At 61.1% G+C, this 20,046-nt stretch carries 16 protein-coding genes and 1 other RNA gene; 2 read left to right on the forward strand and 15 right to left on the reverse strand.

Annotated features, from left to right (window positions below; translation table 11 throughout):
• The 3 genes from rplM to ssrA all read right to left on the reverse strand — a co-directional run bounded on the left by rplM (position 1) and on the right by ssrA (position 2,608).
• Positions 1-444: a 50S ribosomal protein L13 gene (gene rplM, locus ACQRAP_RS04785; RefSeq protein WP_370450665.1), complete on the reverse strand. Its 444-nt coding sequence runs from the start codon at positions 442-444 to the stop codon at positions 1-3.
• Positions 445-601: 157 nt separating this feature from the next.
• On the reverse strand, positions 602-1,480 hold the full coding sequence (locus ACQRAP_RS04790) for a patatin-like phospholipase family protein (RefSeq protein WP_427728677.1): 879 nt from the start codon (positions 1,478-1,480) through the stop codon (positions 602-604).
• A gap of 764 nt (positions 1,481-2,244) precedes the next feature.
• Positions 2,245-2,608, reverse strand: a transfer-messenger RNA (tmRNA) gene (ssrA, locus tag ACQRAP_RS04795).
• Positions 2,609-2,847: 239 nt separating this feature from the next.
• Between ssrA and ACQRAP_RS04800 the strand changes: the two genes are divergently transcribed.
• The gene (locus ACQRAP_RS04800) at positions 2,848-3,282 is read left to right on the forward strand and encodes a hypothetical protein (protein ID WP_427795031.1); all 435 of its coding nucleotides are present in this window, start codon (positions 2,848-2,850) and stop codon (positions 3,280-3,282) included.
• A 59-nt stretch (positions 3,283-3,341) separates the two neighbouring features.
• On the opposite strand, the gene ACQRAP_RS04805 is transcribed toward ACQRAP_RS04800, so the two are convergent.
• The 9 genes from ACQRAP_RS04805 to moaA form a co-directional block, all read right to left on the reverse strand.
• Positions 3,342-3,857, reverse strand: coding sequence for a type II toxin-antitoxin system VapC family toxin (locus ACQRAP_RS04805; RefSeq protein ID WP_427795032.1), 516 nt, complete (start codon positions 3,855-3,857; stop codon positions 3,342-3,344).
• Positions 3,854-4,207: a hypothetical protein gene (locus ACQRAP_RS04810; RefSeq protein ID WP_427795033.1), complete on the reverse strand. Its 354-nt coding sequence runs from the start codon at positions 4,205-4,207 to the stop codon at positions 3,854-3,856. Before ACQRAP_RS04810 ends, ACQRAP_RS04805 begins: the two co-directional genes overlap by 4 nt.
• 145 nt (positions 4,208-4,352) lie before the next feature.
• On the reverse strand, positions 4,353-4,775 hold the full coding sequence (locus tag ACQRAP_RS04815; protein ID WP_427795034.1) for a hypothetical protein: 423 nt from the start codon (positions 4,773-4,775) through the stop codon (positions 4,353-4,355).
• A gap of 817 nt (positions 4,776-5,592) precedes the next feature.
• Positions 5,593-7,269 (reverse strand): Asp-tRNA(Asn)/Glu-tRNA(Gln) amidotransferase subunit GatB, encoded by a 1,677-nt coding sequence (gene gatB, locus ACQRAP_RS04820; RefSeq protein WP_427795035.1) that lies wholly within the window; start codon positions 7,267-7,269, stop codon positions 5,593-5,595.
• A complete protein-coding gene (gene gatA, locus ACQRAP_RS04825) occupies positions 7,269-8,783 on the reverse strand; it encodes an Asp-tRNA(Asn)/Glu-tRNA(Gln) amidotransferase subunit GatA (RefSeq protein WP_154518578.1) in 1,515 nt (504 codons plus the stop codon). Before gatA ends, gatB begins: the two co-directional genes overlap by 1 nt.
• Complete coding sequence (gatC, locus tag ACQRAP_RS04830) at positions 8,783-9,094, reverse strand: Asp-tRNA(Asn)/Glu-tRNA(Gln) amidotransferase subunit GatC (RefSeq protein WP_035136890.1); 312 nt, start codon at positions 9,092-9,094, stop codon at positions 8,783-8,785. Before gatC ends, gatA begins: the two co-directional genes overlap by 1 nt.
• 293 nt (positions 9,095-9,387) lie before the next feature.
• A complete protein-coding gene (locus tag ACQRAP_RS04835; RefSeq protein ID WP_427795036.1) occupies positions 9,388-10,674 on the reverse strand; it encodes an MFS transporter in 1,287 nt (428 codons plus the stop codon).
• 285 nt (positions 10,675-10,959) lie between these two features.
• A complete protein-coding gene (mobB, locus tag ACQRAP_RS04840) occupies positions 10,960-12,264 on the reverse strand; it encodes a molybdopterin-guanine dinucleotide biosynthesis protein B (RefSeq protein ID WP_427795038.1) in 1,305 nt (434 codons plus the stop codon).
• A gap of 4 nt (positions 12,265-12,268) precedes the next feature.
• Positions 12,269-13,324 carry a GTP 3',8-cyclase MoaA gene (gene moaA / locus ACQRAP_RS04845; protein WP_427795039.1) on the reverse strand — a complete coding sequence of 352 codons (1,056 nt, stop codon included), beginning with the start codon at positions 13,322-13,324 and terminating at the stop codon, positions 12,269-12,271.
• A gap of 209 nt (positions 13,325-13,533) precedes the next feature.
• Between moaA and ACQRAP_RS04850 the strand changes: the two genes are divergently transcribed.
• The gene (locus tag ACQRAP_RS04850; protein ID WP_427795041.1) at positions 13,534-14,880 is read left to right on the forward strand and encodes an MATE family efflux transporter; all 1,347 of its coding nucleotides are present in this window, start codon (positions 13,534-13,536) and stop codon (positions 14,878-14,880) included.
• A 155-nt stretch (positions 14,881-15,035) separates the two neighbouring features.
• Here ACQRAP_RS04850 and ligA read toward each other — a convergent pair whose 3' ends face one another.
• The 3 genes from ligA to ACQRAP_RS04865 form a co-directional block, all read right to left on the reverse strand.
• A complete protein-coding gene (ligA, locus tag ACQRAP_RS04855) occupies positions 15,036-17,264 on the reverse strand; it encodes an NAD-dependent DNA ligase LigA (RefSeq protein WP_427795042.1) in 2,229 nt (742 codons plus the stop codon).
• A 448-nt stretch (positions 17,265-17,712) separates the two neighbouring features.
• Positions 17,713-19,173: a S1C family serine protease gene (locus ACQRAP_RS04860; protein WP_427795043.1), complete on the reverse strand. Its 1,461-nt coding sequence runs from the start codon at positions 19,171-19,173 to the stop codon at positions 17,713-17,715.
• A gap of 208 nt (positions 19,174-19,381) precedes the next feature.
• Positions 19,382-20,044 carry a response regulator transcription factor gene (locus ACQRAP_RS04865; protein WP_427795044.1) on the reverse strand — a complete coding sequence of 221 codons (663 nt, stop codon included), beginning with the start codon at positions 20,042-20,044 and terminating at the stop codon, positions 19,382-19,384.
• Positions 20,045-20,046: the final 2 nt, after the last annotated feature.

Consider the following 20,046-nt stretch of genomic DNA (forward strand, 5'->3'; position numbering starts at 1 on the left):
TTAAGCCTCCAGCTCAATCTTCGTGGGGTTCTGGGCAGCATGCGGATGCTCGGCACCAGCGTAGACCTTAAGCTTGGTCATCTGGGCACGGCCGAGGGTGGTCTTGGGCAGCATGCCGCGAACGGCGCGCTCGATGACCTTCTCCGGGTGCTTCTCCATAGCCTGGTGGAAGCTCTCAGCCTTGAGGCCGCCGTTGTAGCCGCTGTGGCGATAATAGGTCTTCGTGTCGGCCTTGTTACCGGTAAGCTGGACCTTATCGGCGTTGATGACGACAACGAAGTCGCCGCAGTCGCTGTTGGGCGTGAACTGGGGCTTGTTCTTACCGCGCAGGATCATTGCGATCTGGGTGGCAAGACGGCCCAGGACAGCACCATCGGCGTCGACGAGAACCCAGTTGCGCTGGACCTCGCCCTGCTTGGCGTAGTGAGTCGATTTCGAAATCACTTAGACTCCTCCATGTACAGTACGTGTTGTTACAGAGATTCACGGGGCTCTGCAAGTAACCCGTCCATATTACCCCGCCCGTCGCCCGAGTCAACAGGTATTTTGGCTCTGACCAGACTTTCTGCACATGTCGTCCATCGGTAATGATGTCGCGACGCTAGCGCTCGACAAATGCCTTGATATCACTTAGCAGACGCTTTGCCTCCTGACGACCCTGAATATACAGGTCGAGAAGCTTTGCCGGATCGTGCTCGACGTGACCGACCTCGACAGGCTTTTGCGGGGCAACGACCAGCGCGCGGCCCTCACGCTCATACTTCCACAGATGCATGCGCTGGATGTTATAGCGGTCGTGGCGCGTCTCGATAGCCTCGAGCAGATAGGGGTAGTCGGCATAGCGGGCGCGTGCGGCAGGCATAAACTCGTAGGGCTTTTTCTCGTACGAGCGGTCCTGCGTGACAATGACAACCGCGCGATCGAAGCCGGCCTCCTCCAGCACGTGCTCGATGGGGACCGAATCGGCTACGCCGCCGTCGACGTATTTGTGCCCGTCGATCTCGACCGGCGGCGTCACCAGCGGCAGCGACGTCGAGGCGCGCACGGCATCGAGGTCGAGCACGGCGCTTTTGACCGGCAGGTATGCAGCGGTTCCAAAGAGCATGTCCGTCGCGACGGCGTACATCTCGATGGGGCTCGCGTCGAATGCCTCGTTATCAAAGGGATCCAAGCGGTCCTGGACATCGTTGAAGATGAAGTCGTAACCCACGATGGAGCCCGTGGACGCAAACGATGCGGCGCCCATGAAGCGGTTGTCGTTGCAGAAAGTCAGGTTGATGCGGTTGGCACGGCCGATCTGGTGCGACTTGTAGTTCACGCCGTTGAGGGCGCCGGCCGATACGCCATATACTGCCGGAATCTCGACGCCGGCTTCCATGAGGACGTCGAGCACGCCCGCGGTAAATTGCCCGCGGAAGCTGCCACCCTCCAAAACGAGCGCGACCTTGCCGGCGTTCTTTGCCTTATCTTCTGCCGTCATGTTGACCTCCTACTGTTTCGTTTTGGCCTTCTTCTACCCAGTTTTGAGATGGAGAGCGTATGGGTTTTGGAGTTGAGTAGGACGGGGCGACTGGCGGAAAGCACGTCCCGCTCTGGGGGGCGATTCCGGGATGGACTTTCCGCCAACAACCCATCCGGAAAATGCATCCCATTCTGAGCGTAGATTCTGGGATGCAACTTCCGCTTGAGGCGTCAACGTGAGTAGTCAATTTGGGACGGGGCTATTTTAGCTGCCCTTTGACTGTCGACGAATTATTGGGGATCGGAACTAATATCGACTGGCTTATAGGGGTAGCTAAAATAGCCCCGTCCCAAATTGACTACTCCACCTTGTAGAGGCTTTGCGCGGAGAATCCGCGTATTTGCTTCGCAAATCCGCACCGGCTTCGGCCGTCTGCCGGCGTCCTCGCCCGCGGGCTAAAAACGCTTACGCGTTTTCTTTACGCCCGCGCCCTGCACAGAGTTCGGTTCTCCGCGGGTTTGGGGTTCCGTTGATGCGGCGCATGGCAGGCTGAGATTCGATAACATCGCGTCCATATAAAGTTGAGGCTTTGCGCGGAGAATCCGCGTATTTGCTTCGCAAATCCGCACCGGCTTCGGCCGCCTGCCGGCGTCCTCGCCCGCGGGCTAAAAACGCTTACGCGTTTTCTTTACGCCCGCGCCCTGCATAGAGTTCGATTCTCCGCGGTATCTATAAGTAATAAAAAAGCAGGTAGGTGCGTTTACCTACCTGCCTGTAGCTATTGGTGGAGGCGCGGAGAATCGAACTCCGGTCCACGAAAGCCCCCTGATTGGCATCTCCAAGCTCAGTCGCTGGTTTAGTCTCGGACGCTTTGCGCGCAGCGACACGCTCGCGGCATCCCAACCGGTTCGGTCTTAGCCCGCGCCATACCGATTACGTGCGCGGGAGCATTCCCCTAACATGACGTCGCGCCGGTGTCGGGGAAATCACCGGGTTGACGCGCCGCTATAAACTAAGCAGCGAGAGCCATAGGCTCAAAAGAAGAGTTGTTGTCAATTCAATTTGACGGTACCCCTGTTTAACGAGGCGAGGAGACCTCGGCTTGCTTCCTCTCTCAGAGCTATCGTGTCGAAACCAGTCGCCCCCGAATGTTGGGAAAGTCTGGATGGTATCGGGCCTGCAAACACCCGATAGCCGTCGACTTTTCAAGGAACACGCGGGGTAAACCCCGCTCGTGGATAGCTATCTTACCACGTTCTAAAGGCAGACAGCTGCTCTATGCACGAGCTGTGAAGACCCTAATGTGAACCATACTTCGCATTTTTGCCACTGAACGCGTCACGTATATTTTCGCCAAGCAAAATTGACCCGTCGAAAGGACAGTTATGGATACCAAGCAGCAACTCGTCAATGCCCTCGCAGGCCTGGGCTCAACCATTACCGAAGCTATGGATGTCATCGAAGGCTTTGTCCCCTGCGGACATCCCGCCCTCACGGTATCAAACGCACTCGTCGCGCTGAACGCTGACGATGATGCAGCTCTCGCCCAGCAGTTTGAGACCGTCGCGGGCTTTATCGACCACGTGAGCGAGAACCGCGGCGTGGCCGCCTACCACGGCATCGAGGTCGAGCTCGCGGGTCCCAAAGCCGATCTGCTTGCAGCAATCCGCGAGGTAGGCGCCCTTATGCAGACCGCAGGCGTCAAGAACACCCAGGTCAACGAGTGGGTCTACCGCAGTCTAGCAGCACTAAACGATTCCGACGAAAAGGCCGCCGAGAAGTTCGTCGAAGCTCCCGTCATCAAGGCAGCGCTTTTGTAATTAAAGGATGCGTGGCCTTCTGAGCGCCGACGTTCCGAAGGCCACGCAAACAGTTCGCGCTAACCGATAGCCGCGCCACCACGTTCGGCCAAAGCTAGAATCGGCATCATTTGGCGCGGGGTCTTTGCTGCAAGATCGGCATGTTCGAGCAGCTTGCGATTGTTGGTCACCAAGTAATCGATCTGCGCGCGCTTGCACGCGGCGAGCACCAAGTTGTCCTCGTAATCGCGATGGAGCGCTAAGTATTTGTCGGCCAGCCAAAGGTCCGATGCATCAGCGCCCACGGCCGTGGCGTTTTCGGTCATGTTCCGAACAAACGCCGACGCCGCATCGCCAATTGCACGGACAGATGCCTCGTCGAGCGCTCCCCCGCCGGCAAGAACGCTACGCTTCGGCTCGTGTTGGACAACGTACAGCACGTCCTTGGCGATATGCACCGGAAAGAACAGCAACGCCCCCGTCTCCGTCGCCTGCCCAATAAACGTACGCGCGGCAAGCGACTCGGTATGGTCGGCGCAAAACGAATCGACCCATACGTTGGCATCCACCATGATCCTAAGGGGACCTCCACTCACAGGATCATCCCCTTTTGGCGATAATGCTCATCCATGGCTTCGGAATAGACTGTGTCCCAGCTGCGGTCATCAGACGCAGATGATGTATCGATGCCCAGGTCCGCGTAAAGCCGATCCACCGCCGCCCATGATGCGACAAACGGCGAGGTGCCACCAGCACTAGGCGGTTGGTCGTCAACGGCCGACAACACCTCTTCGCACGAACCGCCACCCTGCGCTACCTTGGCCACCACCTTTTTGATGAGCTCGGGCAGTGACCCGCCCGAAAGCCGCAGCGCCTCCTCGGCACGGTTCTTGACCTGGCGATCCACGCAAACGTTCACCTGCGCCATGCCGCTAGCAGCACCCACGGCGCTCTCGCTCCCTTCAATTGCTATCCTCGATAGCAACACTATATAGAGACGCTATCAATTGGGGTCAGATGCACAAGGCCTGCGCCCGGACGACACCGATGCCGTCTGGGCGCAGGCCAGATAACGTGGGCAAACACGTCTGCTAACGCAGGTAAGCCTTCGCGTTGCTCGGGCTGTAGGCGATCGTCGAGCCGTTGTGCAGCAGCGACGATGCCTGCGAGGCAATCGCGCCGGTACTGCCCAGTGCCAAGAGCGCCGAGTTGGTGAGCATCACCTTAGAGTAGGAGCTCGTCAGACGATCAACGAGGCCCTGGCTCATACGGCGCAGGCGCACGATCGCAGCAAGATCCGTATCGGTCAAAGTGCGCGGAACCGATGATGGCGCGACGCCCTTCGATGGACGAAGCGATGCCGTGCGCCACGATGTACTCGACGGCAGCATGCCGCACGCAATGCCCTGCACGCAGGCATTCTTTACCGGAGCGCTGGCGAGCAGCTTGATGCCAGCCGTACCAAGCAGAAAACCGCCACCGACAAGCAGGGTGTTAAACGTCGGCCTCTTCATGTTGCTTCTCCCTTTTGCCGCATTGGACACGGCACGGTGCCTCAGCACCCAAGTGAATAAGTTTGCATGAGCACCCTTTTGGATAATAGTTAAGTAGTACTAACTATTAAGGTCAAAAATGGTTAACTTTCTGGAAATCTTAGGGTGCAGACCGACCGACTTTCGACAATCGGTCTGCCGCAACGTACATCTCCGGCATCCAAGAAAGACTCTCCCCCGTCCCAGCAAATCGAGGTCTAATACTTTTCCCGAGAAGTGAACGAGCAAAATCGGACCCCTGAAGCATCCGCATTTTTTAGTAACAAAACCGCAGGGAAAACTCGGCAAAACCGCAGGAAACAGCGTCCAAATAGTGTCGATGCTTCAGAGGTCCAAATAAGGTCGTTCACTTCTCGGGAAAAGTATTAAGTTTCGCTTTCCACAGCCCAAAAATGTGACCAAGGGACCGTCCCTGCGCCACATCCACAAAAAAATGAGGGTGCCAACGGCACCCTCATTCACCAAATTCCATTCAGCCCGACTGACCAGAACGGCCGAGTCGCCACGGAACCCGGGAGCCCCGGCAGGGCGGGCGCTTGCTCAAAATGAGTTCCCTTCAAAAACAATGGGCGCGCCAACGGCGCGCCCATTCACTCTATTTCCATTCAGCCCGACTGACCAGAACGGCCGAGTCGCCACGGAACCGAGGGGCCGGGCGCAGGGCCTTGCCTCTCAATGAGTTCCGCACGAACAGGAGGCGCCAGTGGCGCCTCCGTCGTGAGTCAGGACTGTCCGAAATTGAGAGGCAAGGCCCTGCGCCCGGCCCCTCGGTTCCCGCTTACGAGAGCGAGGTTCTCAGCAACTCGTTGAAGAGCTTTGGGTTACCCTTGCCGCGGCTCGCCTTCATGCACTGGCCCACCAAAAAGCCGATGACCTTCTGGTTGCCGTCACGATACTGCTGTGCCTGCTCGGCACAGTTTGCCAGCACCTCGTCCACAATCGGCTGCAGTGCGCCGGCATCGCTCACCTGACGCATACCGCGCTCGTCGACGATCTTGTTGGGGTCGTCGCCGGTCTGGGCCATGGCCTCAAAGACCTCATGAGCCTGGTTGGAGCTGATGGCATCGGTCGCCAGCAGCTTGGCAAGCGCTGCCACCTGAGCCGGCGCGATGCCGGACTCGGCGAGCGACACGCCCGCGCCCTTAAGGTAGGCGATCATCTCGTTCACCAGCAAGTTTGCAACCGTCTGGGCCTCCTTGCCAGCCATACCGGCAGCGGAGGCCTCAAAGAACTCGGCAAACTCCGGGTCACCGGCGATTTGCTCGGCATCGGCCGCCTTAATGCCAAAATCGGCCTCAAAACGGGCGCGCTTGGTATCGGGCAGCTCGGGAATCTCACCTCGGCAGCGATCGATGAACTCGTCGTCCAGATCGAACGGCGCCAAGTCGGGGTCGGGGAACAGACGATAGTCGTCAGCCGTCTCCTTCACACGCATGACCACGGTACGCTTGCGGCTGGGCTCCCAGTGGCGGGTCTCCTGATAGATAATGCCGCCCTCCTCGAGCACCTCGGCCTGGCGGCAAATCTCGTAGGCAAGGCCGTCGTGCAGGCTCTTAAACGAGTTGAGGTTCTTAAGCTCGGTTTTGGTACCCAGCTTGGTCTCGCCGCGGCGGCGCAGCGACACGTTGCCGTCGCAGCGCATGGAACCCTTCTCCATGGAGCAGTCCGAAATGCCCAGCGTCACAAAGATGCGACGGAGCTTTTCCATAAACAGGCGAGCCTCCTCAGGCGTACGCAAGTCGGGCTCAGTCACGAGCTCAATCAAAGGCGTGCCGCAGCGGTTGTAGTCGACGAGCGACTCGGCCGCGGCGGTAATGCGGCCCTCGGCACCGCCCACGTGCACCATCTTGGCAGCGTCCTCCTCCATGTGGATGCGCAGGATGCGGATGGGCACCGTGTAGGAACCGTCCTCGCGACGCTCGGGCATCTGCAGGTTGGACGCGTCATAGCTGGCCAGATGGCCGGCACGCTGATTGCCCTCGCGCATGGTCGACGTCATGGACGTAGACAGGCCCTCGGCGTTGGCCGAGGCGCTCGCCAGGCTCTGGGCCTCGGCCTCGCCAAACGCGCAATCGGGGCGCTCTGCAGCACCGCGACCAGTCACGTCCAGGTCCAGGTGACCGTACATGGCAAAGGCGACCGGACCCTGCGTGGTCTGGAAGTTCTTGGCCATATCGGGATAGAAGTAGTGCTTGCGGTAGAACATCGAGTGGCGCTTGATCTCGCAGTTGGTGGCGAGGCCGGCCTTAACGATGCTCTCGATGGCGCGCTTGTTGGGCACCGGCAGGGCGCCGGGCAGGCCCAAGCACACCGGACACACGTTGGCGTTGGGCTCGTCATCGTGGCTGAGCTTGCAGTTACAGAACATCTTGGTATCGAGTGCGGTGAGCTCGGTATGAATCTCCAGGCCGATCACGGCCTCCCAATCCTGCAGGACCTCGGAAAGCTCCTTCATTACAGCTCGCCTCCCTTCCCGGCAAAATCGGGCGCGACGGAAAGCGCGGGCGCACCCGTGGCGGCATCGGCAAAGCCGCGTTCAAGGGCGCGGGCAAACGTGAGCAGCTGACGGTCCTTAAACGCCGGACCCACCAGCTGGGCAGAAACGGGCAGCTGAGTATCCTCGCCCAAGCCCAGCGGCACCGAGATACCACCGTTGCCGCAAATGTTGAGCGAGATGGTGTACAGGTCGGAGAGGTACATCTGCGTGGGGTCGCTGATCTCGCCAAACTTAAAGGCCGTGCGCGGCGAGGCGGGCATGAGGATGGTGTCCACCTTGGCATACGCGGTGTCGTAGTCCTGCGTGATGAGCGTGCGGGCCTTTTGCGCAGCGTAGTAATACTTGTCGTACACGCCCGAGCTCAGCAGGTAGGCGCCGAGCATCTGACGGCGCTTGGCCTCGGCGCCAAAGCCGTGGGCGCGCGACAGCGAGCTCTGGTCGGACAGGTTGGCGCAGCCCTCCTCCTGATAGCCGTAGCGAATACCGTCGAAGCGGGCCAGGTTGGAGAACGCCTCGGCCGGGCCGATGACGTAGTAGGCGGCGATGGCGGCATCCAGGTGCGGCAGGTCGACCTCGACCAGCTCGGCGCCCTGGTTCTGCAGCTCCTGGGCGGCGCGCTGAACAGCGGCCTTGACCTCGGACGTCAGGCCCTCGGCCTCCATAAACGCGGGGATGATACCCACGCGCTTACCCTCGATGCTGTCGTTGAGATGCTCGGTAAAGTCGACGGCGCAATCCTGGCTGGTGCAGTCGTACGGATCGTGGCCCGCGCCGGTAAGCGCGTTCATGGCCAGCGCGACATCCTCGACCGTGCGGCCGAAGGGGCCCACCTGGTCGAGCGACGAGCCAAAGGCGACCACGCCGTAACGGCTCACGGCGCCATACGTGGGCTTAAAGCCCACCACGCCGCACAGCGACGCCGGCTGGCGAATGGAGCCGCCGGTGTCCGAGCCCAGCGAGAGCGCGACCTCGCCCGCGGCGACAGCGGCAGCGGAGCCGCCCGAGGAGCCGCCGGGCACGCGCTCGGTATCCCAGGGGTTGTTGGTGCGGTGGAACGCCGAGCTCTCGGTGGAGCTGCCAAAGGCAAACTCGTCCATGTTGGCCTTGCCCATGGGCAGGCAGCCGGCATCGAGCATGCGCTGGACGCAGGTGGCGGTGTAGACGCTCTGGTAGTTCTCGAGCATGCGGGAAGCGCAGGTGGTGCGCGTGCCCACAAGGTTCATGTTGTCCTTGATGGCCAGCGGCACGCCCGCGAGCGGGGGCAGCGGCTTACCTGCGGCACGATCGGCATCTACGCGCGCGGCGGCCTCGAGCGCGAGCTCGGGCGCCACCTGCAGGAATGCCTGGACCCCGCCCTCGCGCGCCTCGATGGCGGCAAGGGAGGCCTGGGCCACCTCGGTAGCGGTAAAGTCGCCCGCGGCAACGCCCGTGGCAATCTGGACAGCGGTAAGGGAATCGAAGCTCTGCGCCATTACTCGCTCTCCCCCTCTCCCAAAATGGACGGCACGCGGAAGTAGCGGTCGCGCGCGCTGCCGGCGTTTTCGAGCGCGACGTCGAGCGGCAGGTCGCGCTCGGGCTCGCGCAGGTCATCGCCCATCACGTTGGACAGGCTTCCGATGGGATGGAACGTGGGCTCCACGTCGGGCAAGTCATATTGCAAGACGGGCTCGAGCATCTGGACGGCATCGTTCATGTAGGACGTCATCTGGGCGAGCTCGTCATCGGTCAGTGCGATCTTTGCGTACTCGGCGATACCGCGCACGTCTTTCTCGCTGAGTGCCATAGGCGCTCCCTTCCGCATAACAGTTAAACCGCTCTAGTATACAAGGCAACGCCGGCTTGGAGCAGGCGCTTTACCCAAATGCAGCGAAAACGTAACGAGGGCAGCGGTTGGCAGGCGGCGGGCCGGCGGTTCTGCAGCGAAACCGCACCGTCCATAGCAAAAACCGCCACAAAGGTGCCTGGCCCCTTTGTGGTGGCCGGATCCGCAGGATGGCATGACCCGGGGCGCAAACCATCACAACATTCGACGTTATTCGGCAAAATCGCGATTTTCATCGAATGTTGTGATGGTTTTTACTGCTTTGCGGCACGATCCAAATGCCGGCGTCCAAACAGCAGCAGTGCCGCGGGAACCGCCGTCACGACCATACCCGCCCCGATGAGCGTCTGCTGCACGCCAAACGTCGCCGCCAGCCACGGGGCAATCGCCAGCGGCGCCACGCCGGCGAACATATTGCCAAAGCCCATGACCGAGTTGACGCGACCGAGCTGTTCGAGCGGGGCCGTCGTTTGCACGATCGTGTTGTGGAGCGGGTTGACGACGCCCCAGGCCACGCCCAGGGCAATCTGGCCGACAAGGGCTACGCCCACGTACGGTGTCCCCACATAGAGCAAACTTCCCAGACCCACGGACAGAAGCGCCACAAGCAGCGTCTTAAGGTTGACCAGGTGCGGCGGCAAGCGGAGCGCGACCACGGCGCCCAGCACCGCGCCCACGCCGCAGGCGGACGAGAGCCAGCCCATCCACTCGACACCGACATGCAGGACATCACGGTAGAAGAATGACTCCAGTGGATCGAAGGCGCCATAGCCAAAGTTCGAAAGGAAAATAATGCAGAACAGCAGGGCGAGGACGCTGCTGGTAAAGACTGTCTTGATGCTGGTCACGAAGGTGGCGCGGGTGGATTTATTAGAGTCGGAGCTTTGAATGGCAGTACTTGCCGTTGTGCTGCTATCCGCGGGAGCACTTTCGCGCGCGGCCACGCGACCTGCTTGCGGCCTAAAGCCCCAACCGGCGACGAGCGCCAGTACGGTAAAGATCATCATGAGCAAAAACACCGCGTGTGACGATGCAGCCGCCGCGACAAAGCCGCCCAGTGTGGGGCCGACGATAATGCTCACGTTGGAGAGCATGGCGATGGCGGAGTTGATGTCTTTGAGCTCGACGGGGTCGTCGGTGAGATACGCCGGATAGGACGTGGCGACGGGCTGGGCGAATCCTATCACAAAGCCCAGGAGCACCGCGCCGGCAAGGACTGTTCCGGTCGCGCTGCCAAAGGCGATAATCGCCGCGCCGGTTGCCAACGTGCCGAAGATACTCGCCCGGAAATGCCGGCACGGACCCCAAGCGTCAAGCGCCGCTCCACCCGCAAAGGATCCCAGAATCACGAAGACGTTCATAAACAGGACGGCAAGCGATGTCGCAACGACCGAAGCGCCGTCCGCATAGGTGAGTGTTCCGATAACACCGATAAAGTAGCTGGTCTGAAAGCCGGTATATATGAGGAAGCGCATTGCCACCAGGTGCTTAGCCTGCGCGGACAACGAAGGGTGAGGTTTTGAGAGAAGAGATACGAGCACGGAGACTCCTCGTTTCATACGAATACGGGCGGTGGACATTCGCCGCCGTCTGTCAAATCAATCTATCCGCATGAAACATTAAGGACGCATCAGGACCCTTCTCTCCGTTTTTCGCCCGTCATGAACTACTTGGTAGATTGTAAGGCATGTCACAAAAATCTACCAAAGCAAAAACCACCACAAAGGTGCCTGGCTCCTCTGTGGTGGAAATGACGTTTGCCCAGATAAAACCTGACAAAATAAACCTGTCCCTTTTTGGCAGGTTCTGTCCCTTTGTGGCAGGTTTTAGGCCAGATGGTCTTGGATAAGGTCGCAGATGGCGCGGGCGTCGTTGATGTTGATGGCTCGGGTCGCAAAGCCTGCGTCGAAGGCCTGGCGTGCCAGGGCTTCGTTGCAGGCAAGGGCCAGCGTGCGGCCGTCGACCAGGTCGAGCGAGCTCTTGCCGCGCAGACGGTCGACACCGGAGCGCGCGACCACGATGTTGTCGAAGCCCTCGGTCTTGTAGCCCTCGATGATCACCACGTCGACATCGTTGTAACGCGACAGCAGCTCGCGCGCGGGCATCTCGTCCTCCTCGCGCGTGTCGGCGTACTCCGCCCAGCGCGTGGCGCAGATGAGGCCCACGTGCTTGGATCCGGCCTGGTGATGGCGCCAGGTATCCTTAGCGGGCACGTCGATATCAAAGCCGTGGTGCCCGTGATGCTTGAGCGAACCCACGCGCAGGCCGCGACGGGTGAGCTCGGCGATAACCTTCTCGACGAGCGTGGTCTTGCCCGAGTTTTGGTAGCCGATAAACGCGATCGCGGGGACGGCCGGTGTCGGAGCTGCGGGCGCGACGGCGACGGGTGCGCTCGCGGGTGCGGCACCGTCAGTGGCCACGGCCTCAACAGCAGCGGCCTGACGCTCTGCGCGGTCCCACACGCCCGAGCGGCCGCCCTCCTTGTGCAACAGACGCACGTCGACGATCTCCATACCGCGATCGACCGCCTTGCACATGTCATAGATCGTTAGACACGCGGCACTCGCGCCGGTCAGGGCCTCCATCTCGATACCCGTCTTGCCCGTCACGCCGGCCGTAACCAGTACGTGAAAGCCAACCTGCCCGTCCGCGCGCGCCGGTGCCCAGCCCTCGGGCATGTCCTCGGCTGGCGTCCCCGCCGGAGCGATGGGCGCAATGTCGCACTTGCTCTTGGTAATGAGCAACGGATGGCACATGGGAATGATGTCGCTCGTGCGTTTGATGGCCATGATGCCCGCCACGCGCGCGCAGGCAAGCACGTCGCCCTTTTTGGCGCGGTCCTGCAGCACCATGGCCTGTGTCTCGGGATGCATGAGGATGGTGCCCTCGGCGATGGCGATGCGATGGGTCTCGACCTTGTCGGACACATCGACCATGCGCACCTCGCCCTTGGCGTCCACGTGCGTCAGCTCGTTGCGACGTGCGTCACGGGCGGGTTCGGTGGCCGCGCCGGAAGTCGGCTGCGTGGACGCGTCGGCGTTGCCAGCATTCGCCGCGGCCGTGACTTTGTGGGCAGACATCGCGGCCCTGCGAGCGGCCTTGGTGGCGTCGGCGTACCTGCTCTTGGCCATATGATCATCCTCCGATTTGGGACATAAATCGTTGCGTGCCCTCAATTATCGCGTGTTCCTGCGGTTTGTGGGCCACGGCATCGCGCCAAATCGAAAGTACCTGCATATCATCACCACGGCGCAGGGCGTCGCGCACCGAATACTCGGCATCGCTAAACAGGCACGGACGCACGTTGCCATCGGCCGTCAGGCGCAGACGGTTGCAATTCGCACAAAAATGGTTGGACATGGCGCTAATGAAGCCAACCGTTCCCGCCGCGCCCGGAACGCGCCAATAGCGCGCAGGGCCCGCGCCGGCAGGAGCGTCGTTGATGTCGAGCGGCTCGAGCTCGCCCAGTCCCGTCGCGGTGGCCCCGGCATTGATGCGCGCCCGCAGCTCGTCACTCGGCACGGTATCGCTCGCGTCCCACAGCTCGGGATTGAGCGCGGGCGCATGCGGGTCCACAGCGCAATGCGAGCTCGTGTGCTCGTCGCCGATGGGCATATATTCGATAAAGCGCAGGTGGATGGGACGGTCGAGCGTGAGCCGCGCGAGGGCCGCCACATCCTGGTTGAGCCGGCGCACAACAACGCAGTTGACCTTAACGGGCTCAAAGCCCCAAGCCAGCGCCGCGTCGATGCCGGCCATGGTCTGCTCGAGCCGACCCAGGCGCGTGATCTTTCCAAAGAGCGTAGGGTCGAGCGTGTCGAGCGAGATGTTGACGCGGTTAAGCCCGGCATCTTTGAGCTGCGGCGCCAGCTTGGGCAGCAGGGCGCCGTTGGTGGTGAGCGAGATGTCCTCGATCTGAGGGATCGCGCGGATGTCGCGAATAAGCGGAATAATACGGCGGCTGACCAGCGGCTCGCCGCCCGTCAGGCGCACGCGGCGAATGCCCTCCCCCGCCATCAAGCGCACAAAGCGGGCGATTTCCTCGGCGCTGAGTAACTCGTCGTGTGCACGGGGCGCCACGCCATCGGCCGGCATGCAATAGATGCAGCGGAAATTGCACTTGTCGGTAACGGCGATGCGCAGGTAGTTGATATCGCGGCCAAAACCGTCATGCTGCACGTGCCCGTCCACGCAGCCCTCCCCTCACGCGGCGTTTTATTCTTCGAAAAACATAATACCCCCACGAGAGAATCATGCCGACACCCGTACGACAGGACAGGTCGCTTTGAGCAAGACCGGCTTCCCAAGCCCATCCTCAACACGCAAACCTTGACGCTACAATCGTTGTAGGGTTTTCACTACACTGGTACGGAAACAGACCCAGCCAGAAAGCCCCACCTATGGAACACGACCTCACACGCGGCAATGTCCTTAAGACCATCGCGGTCTTTGCCCTGCCCTATATGCTCTCGTACTTTTTGCAGATGCTCTACGGCATGGCCGACCTGTACATGATGGGGCAGTTTAGCGGTGCCGCCGGCATCACCGCCGTGGGCAATGGCGCACAGACGCTCTATATCATTACCGTGACGCTCGTGGGTCTGGCCATGGGAACGACGGTTATCGTCGGCCACGCCGTGGGCTCGCGCCGCTTCGATCGCGCCGAGACCGTCATCGGCAACACCATCACGCTGTTTATGGGTGTCTCGGTAGTGCTGGCAGCCATCCTGCTCGCACTGTGCCCGCAGATCGTGGCACTTATTGGCACGCCAGCCGAGGCAGTCGAAGGAACCGCCGCCTACCTGCGCATCTGCTTTGTCGGCATTCCGTTTATCGCCGCATACAACATCCTCTCGGCCATCTTTCGCGGGCTGGGCGATTCGCGCTCGCCCATGTACGTGATCGGCGTGGCGTGCATCATCAACATCGCGCTCGATTTTCTGTTTATCGGCCACTTGGGGCTCGGCCCCGTGGGTGCGGCACTCGGCACGGTAACCGCCCAGACGGCAAGCGTTGCCCTCGCGCTCGTGTGGCTTAAGAGCCGCCGTACGAACATCCACGTTAAGCGTAGCGACCTGCGTCCCCAGCCCGAGGTGCTCGGCAGCATCCTTAAGATCGGCGTGCCCGTGGCCGTGCAGGACGGCTGCATCCAGGTGGCGTTTATGTTTATCACCGTCATCGCCAACCATCGCGGCCTGGTCGACGCCGCCGCCGTGGGCCTGGTCGAAAAGATGATCAGCTTTTTGTTCATTGTACCGAGTTCCATGGGCGCCACCGTCAGCGCACTCACGGCGCAAAACGCCGGCGCGGGCAAGGGCGACCGTGCGCGTCAGGTGCTCAAAGACGCCATGACCATCTCGGTGGTGTACGGCTGCCTGATCACGGTGCTGATGTGGCTGGTGGCGCCGGCGTTTATTGGCTTTTTTGCCAAGGACGCTGCAGTAGTCGCTGCCGGCACCGGCTATATGCGCAGCTATATTTTCGACGCGATTTTTGCCGGCATCCACATTTGCTTTAGCGGCTTTTTCGCTGCATATGGCAAGAGCTACATCGGCTTTGCGCACAACGTGCTGGCCGTGGCACTTATTCGCGTGCCAGGCGCTTGGCTGCTGTCGAACGCCTATTCCGACACACTGTTTCCCATGGGCATTGCCTCGCCGTGCGGGTCGATTCTGTCGGCAGTCATCTGTGTTGTCGCGTTTACCGTGCTCAACCGGCGCGGGGCTTTTGACAAGTTAGCAGCGTAGCGGGGCAACGCGAAATCGCCCTCATTGACGACATCATCAGCGACGACCCCGCGACCTACGTGACGCAGATCACGATGCCGGTTTCCCCAACAAAGCAAGAACCGCCCGGAAGGCATCGCGCTTTCGGGCGGTTCTTCAATTTGACTATTGATGCCTTAAGCCTGGGGCACCTCACCGGTAGCCAGGATCTGCTCGAGTGCGTCCTCGTCCAGCACGGGTACGCCCAGCTGCTCGGCCTTGGTAAGCTTGGAACCCGCTTTGGGACCGGCAACCAGATAGCTCGTCTTCTTTGATACGCTGCCCGAGACCTTGGCGCCGAGCACCTTGAGCGCCGCGCCCGCCTCGTCGCGCGTGCGGTTGACGAGCGTGCCTGTCAGCACGAAGGTCAGACCCGCGAGCGGCTGTGCGTCGGCGAGCTCGCCTGCCACGCCAGCGTCGGCTGCGGCTTGCGCGTGCGCGGCGCCCAAATCGACCTCGAGCGACAGGCCCGCCTGGCGCAGACGTTCCAGGACGGCAAGGTTCTCGGGCACGGCCAGGAACTGCTTGACGCTCGCCGCAATCTTGGGGCCGATGCCCTCGCACTCGGCAATATCCTCTTCACTCGCCAAGATAAGCTTGTCAATCGACAGGAATCGCTCGGCGATGACCTCCCCCACGCTCTTGCCCACGTGACGGATGCCCAGGGCAAACAGCACGCGACCGAGCGGCTGACTCTTGGACTTGTTGAGCTCGGCGACGATCTTTTCGGCCGTCTTGAGGCCTACCGGAATGGGGTCGCCCTTCTTAACGCCCTTTCTGCTGTTGGAGCTGGCATAGGTGCGCCCCGTGTCCAGGCCTGCGATGTCGTCGACCGTGAGCTGGTAGAAGTCTGCGACATCGTGGATCAGGCCGGCGGCGATCATCTTGTCGACGATCTCGTCGCCTAGGCCATCGACGTCCATGCAGCCGCGGCTCACCCAGTGGAGCAGGCGCTCCTTGAGCTGTGCGGGGCAGTCGATGGACACGCAGCGGTAAGCCACCTCGCCATCCTCGTGGACCACGGGGCTACCGCACACGGGGCAGACCTCGGGCATATACCAGTCGACCGAATCGGCCGGACGCTTGTCGAGCACCGGACCCACGACCTCGGGGATAACGTCGCCCGCCTTGTGCACGATGATGGTATCGCCCTCGCGCACGTTTTTGCGGCGGATCTCGTCGATGTTGTGCAGCGTGGCGCGCGCGATGGTGGAGCCGGCAACCGTCACCGGGTCGAACTCGGCGACCGGCGTGAGCACACCGGTGCGGCCCACCTGGATGCGAATTTCGCGCAGAATGGTCTGCTTTTCCTCGGGCGGAAACTTAAAGGCAATGGCCCAGCGTGGTGCGCGAGCGGTAAAGCCCAGGTCGAGCTGCTGCTGGAAGCTGTCGACCTTTACGACCACGCCGTCGATGTCGTAATCCAGGTCGCCGCGGTGCTCGAGCGCCTGGGCACAGAACTCGTGGACCTCGGCCGGCGTGGCACAACGAGCCACGTTAGGGTTGACGCTAAAGCCGGCGCTACGCAACCAGTCCAGAAACTCGCGCTGGCTGTGGACGTGCAGCGGATCGGTATCGGCGATGGCATAGATAAAGGTGGCCAGGTCGCGGCGCGCCGTGACCTTGGGATCCTTCTGGCGCAAGGATCCGGCAGCGGCGTTGCGCGGGTTGGCGAAGGGGTCGCGGCCCTCGGCATCGGCCTCTTCATTCAGACGAACAAAGCTGCCCTTGGGCATGTACACCTCGCCGCGTACCTCGATGGTGCGCTCGCGGTCGGTGCCCATATGGGCGAGCGCCGGCTCGGATAGGTGCATGGGCACATCCTTGATAGTGCGCACGTTGAGCGATACGTCCTCGCCCGTGGTGCCGTCACCGCGCGTGGCGGCGCGTACGAAGGTGCCGTTTTGGTAGGTAAGCGCGACGCCCAGGCCGTCGATCTTAAGCTCGCAGGTATAGGTAACGCTACCGGCACCGAGCGCATCCTCGGTGCGCTGGAGCCATGCGTCGAGCTCGTCCAGATCCATGGCATCGTCCATGGAATACATGCGTGCCATGTGCGTGACCGGCGTAAACTGCTCGCTCACGTAGCCGCCCACGCGCTGGGTATAGCTGTCGGGCGTCACCAGGTCGGGGTAGGCAGCCTCGATTTCCTGCAGCTCAACGAGCATTTTGTCAAAGGCAGCGTCCGTGATCTCGGGCGCATCGAGCATGTAGTAGCGGTAAGCATGGTAGTCGAGCTCGTGGCGCAACTCAGCCGCGCGCGCTGCCGCCTGGGCACGGGTATCGGCCGGCGCAGCGGTATCCGTGCTCGCTGGCGTTTCGGTATCGATGTCCACGCCGTCACCAAACAGGCTCGATTGCTCCATAGCGGCACTCCTTCGCTCGATTTCAAACGGATACAAGAGTACCACCGGTCGCGATGGGGCCGAATAGCAGTCTCAAACCGCACCGAATTGGCAGCGACCGGACCAGGGTTGGACAGTTAGTTCAGATTTGTATAATTACGCGCGCCGAATCGAGCTGAAATATCGGCTTTTCGCCCCAATCAATCGTTCTGAACGGCAAATTAGGTTTGCTTCCGTCTTCGAGACACCCATCTCGGCCCGTCTTTCATTTCAAAACCGCTCAAAACACGCCTCTGACCGCACCCGTTTTATACAAATCTGAACTAACTGTCCAAGCCCTTCCGAACCATGCCCTTGCCATTTCTAAATGATCCGTTTTCCTCCGTCCCCAACGGATCAATAAGAGAAGAGGGGCTGTCCCGCGCTGGCGGAACAGCCCCTCTGGCTTCGATATGTGCGATACAGCTCGTTAGAAACCCTGACCGTAGCCTTGCCCCTGACCCTGTTGGCCCAGCAGTTCTTCCAGGTACTGGCGCAGTTGCTCGTCGGTAATGCCGCCGTTGCCGGTGTCGGTCGCGCTGTCGTTCTGCTGCTGGTTCTGCAGCTCCTCATCAGAACCCAGCTCGACCGTGACCTTTTTCTCTTCCTTGCCGCGCACGAGCGTGATCTCGACCTTCTCGCCCACCTCGTGGCTGCGCAGCGCGATAATCAGGCCATCGGCGCTCGTAATCTCATCGTCACCCAGCTTGGTGACGACATCGCCCTCTTGGATGCCAGCCTTGGCGGCAGGACCGTCCTCGACGACACTTGCCACATACGCGCCGCTATCGGTGCCGAGATTGTTAGTGCGGGCGTTGAGCGCGTTGACGCTCGAAAGCGTGGCGCCCAGGTACGGGTGAACCGGCGTCTTGCCGTCGATGATCTGGTCGGCGATGTTCTTGGCATAGTTGACCGGAATGGCAAAGCCCACGCCCGAGCTGGAGCCCGAGTAGCTCTCGATAAGAGAGTTAATACCCACGAGTTCGCCATTGTCGTTAACGAGCGCGCCGCCGGAGTTGCCCGGGTTGATGGCGGCATCGGTCTGAATCATGTTGGCATAGATGGTGTTGCCGCTGGTAGAGCTCATGGCCGTGGAGCGATAGAGCGCCGAGACAATGCCCGTGGAGACAGACTGCTCGTTGCCGAACGGCGAGCCGATCGCCATGACCCACTCGCCCACGTTGAGCTTGGAGGAATCACCAATCTCGATCGGGGTGAGCTTGGAGGCGTCAGCATCCTTGAGCTTGATGACGGCCAGGTCGCTCGAGGCGTCGTTGCCCACGAACTCGGCCTCGTAGGTGGTACCGTCGTCCATGGTAACCACGTACTGATCGTAACCATCGACCACATGGTTGTTGGTGAGGATGTGGCCCTCGGTATCGAGCACCACGCCCGAACCGACGCTGCCCGAACCATCCGACTCGTCGGCAGACTGCGAAAGCGAGCCATTCTGGCTACCGCTCGAAGTGGCGGTGATGGAAACGACGGAGGGCAGGGCCTTGGCAGAAACGGCCTCGGCAAGCGTGGTGTCCTCGGAGTCGATCGTAATCTTTTGCGTCGATGAACCCGAAGCACCCGCCGTCACGACATTCTTTCCGCCGCCAATGTTGAGCGTGCCACTCATAATGAGCGCGATGACCAGCAGGGCGCCGCAGGCGCAGCCGGCGAGCGCCGTAATAAAGATCGGCAGCTTTTTGGTCTTGGTCTTGACCACCGTGTGCTTGTTTACAACCTGCTGACCACCCAGCGGCTGGCCGGTCCGTGTGTCGTAGGCCTGCACGTAGGGAATGTTGCCGTCGGCAGGCGTCGACTCCACCTGCACGCGCGGCTGCTGCTGGGTCTCGCCAGCGTTGCCCACATCCTGGGGACGCTGGGAATCGTTCTCGCTCATGACTGCGATCCTTTCGTCTAATAACCAAAGGCCCGCCAAACATGTGGCGGGCCATCATTGTTCACGTTGAGTTGTACCCCAATATGCGGGCGAACGTGTATGAGAACGCAATCTTTAAGGAATGCTTAAGTTCTGCTGCAAACTCGAAAGGGATCCACGCATGCGGCAAAACCACCACGAAGGCGCCTGCCCCCTTTGCGGTGAAAAGCTAGTCCTTAAACAGATAGCCCACGCCGCGGACGGTGGTAATGTGCGCCGCGATCTGCGGGCCCACCTTAGAGCGGATACGTCGAATGTGCACGTCGACGGTGCGCGTGCCGCCGCAGTACTCAAAACCCCACACGCGGTGCAGCAGCACTTCGCGGCTGTAGGCACGGTTGGGATGCGTCGCCAAAAAGCTCAGCAGCGAGTACTCCATCAGCGTCAGGTCGATGGGCTCGTCGTCGAGTGTCACCTGGTAGGTAGCCAGGTTAATCTCGAGGTTATCGATGTTGAGCACATCGTCGGCGGTGATGGTCTCCTCCTCGCCCATCAGGCGCTGCGCACGAGCCTTCAGCTCGTTGGGTGTCGCCGTGGGGCATACAAAGTCGGCATGCGCGTGATTGGGCAGGCGCAGGGTGCCGAGCGCCTCGTCGTCGACGATTACCAACATGGGAACGCCGCCGCGGTCGTCGAGCCATTTGTCAATCTGATCGATGCGGTCGCTGCGGATGCCATCGGAATCGAGGATCAGCAGGTCAAAGTCGTGCGCCGCAGTCGGCGAATCGGGGGTTGCCAGGCTCACCTCGACACCCAGGGTGGTCGTCAAGCTGCGGGCAAACTCGTGGAAGCGCGTCGTGCGCGCCATGAACAGGGCACTCTTTTCGGACATAT

Source organism: Collinsella sp. SGI.180 (genome assembly GCF_050313455.1).
Taxonomy (GTDB): Bacteria; Actinomycetota; Coriobacteriia; order Coriobacteriales; family Coriobacteriaceae; genus Collinsella.

Bases quoted from the DNA above. Each gene is read 5' to 3' on its own strand.
- ACQRAP_RS04790 (WP_427728677.1), bottom strand. From the start codon at position 1,480: ATGACGGCAGAAGATAAGGCAAAGAACGCCGGCAAGGTCGCGCTCGTT.
- ACQRAP_RS04800 (WP_427795031.1), top strand. From the start codon at position 2,848: ATGGATACCAAGCAGCAACTCGTCAATGCCCTCGCAGGCCTGGGCTCA.
- ACQRAP_RS04815 (WP_427795034.1), bottom strand. From the start codon at position 4,775: ATGAAGAGGCCGACGTTTAACACCCTGCTTGTCGGTGGCGGTTTTCTG.
- gatB (WP_427795035.1), bottom strand. From the start codon at position 7,269: ATGAAGGAGCTTTCCGAGGTCCTGCAGGATTGGGAGGCCGTGATCGGC.
- gatA (WP_154518578.1), bottom strand. From the start codon at position 8,783: ATGGCGCAGAGCTTCGATTCCCTTACCGCTGTCCAGATTGCCACGGGC.
- gatC (WP_035136890.1), bottom strand. From the start codon at position 9,094: ATGGCACTCAGCGAGAAAGACGTGCGCGGTATCGCCGAGTACGCAAAG.
- mobB (WP_427795038.1), bottom strand. From the start codon at position 12,264: ATGGCCAAGAGCAGGTACGCCGACGCCACCAAGGCCGCTCGCAGGGCC.
- ACQRAP_RS04850 (WP_427795041.1), top strand. From the start codon at position 13,534: ATGGAACACGACCTCACACGCGGCAATGTCCTTAAGACCATCGCGGTC.
- ligA (WP_427795042.1), bottom strand. From the start codon at position 17,264: ATGGAGCAATCGAGCCTGTTTGGTGACGGCGTGGACATCGATACCGAA.
- ACQRAP_RS04860 (WP_427795043.1), bottom strand. From the start codon at position 19,173: ATGAGCGAGAACGATTCCCAGCGTCCCCAGGATGTGGGCAACGCTGGC.
- ACQRAP_RS04865 (WP_427795044.1), bottom strand. From the start codon at position 20,044: ATGTCCGAAAAGAGTGCCCTGTTCATGGCGCGCACGACGCGCTTCCAC.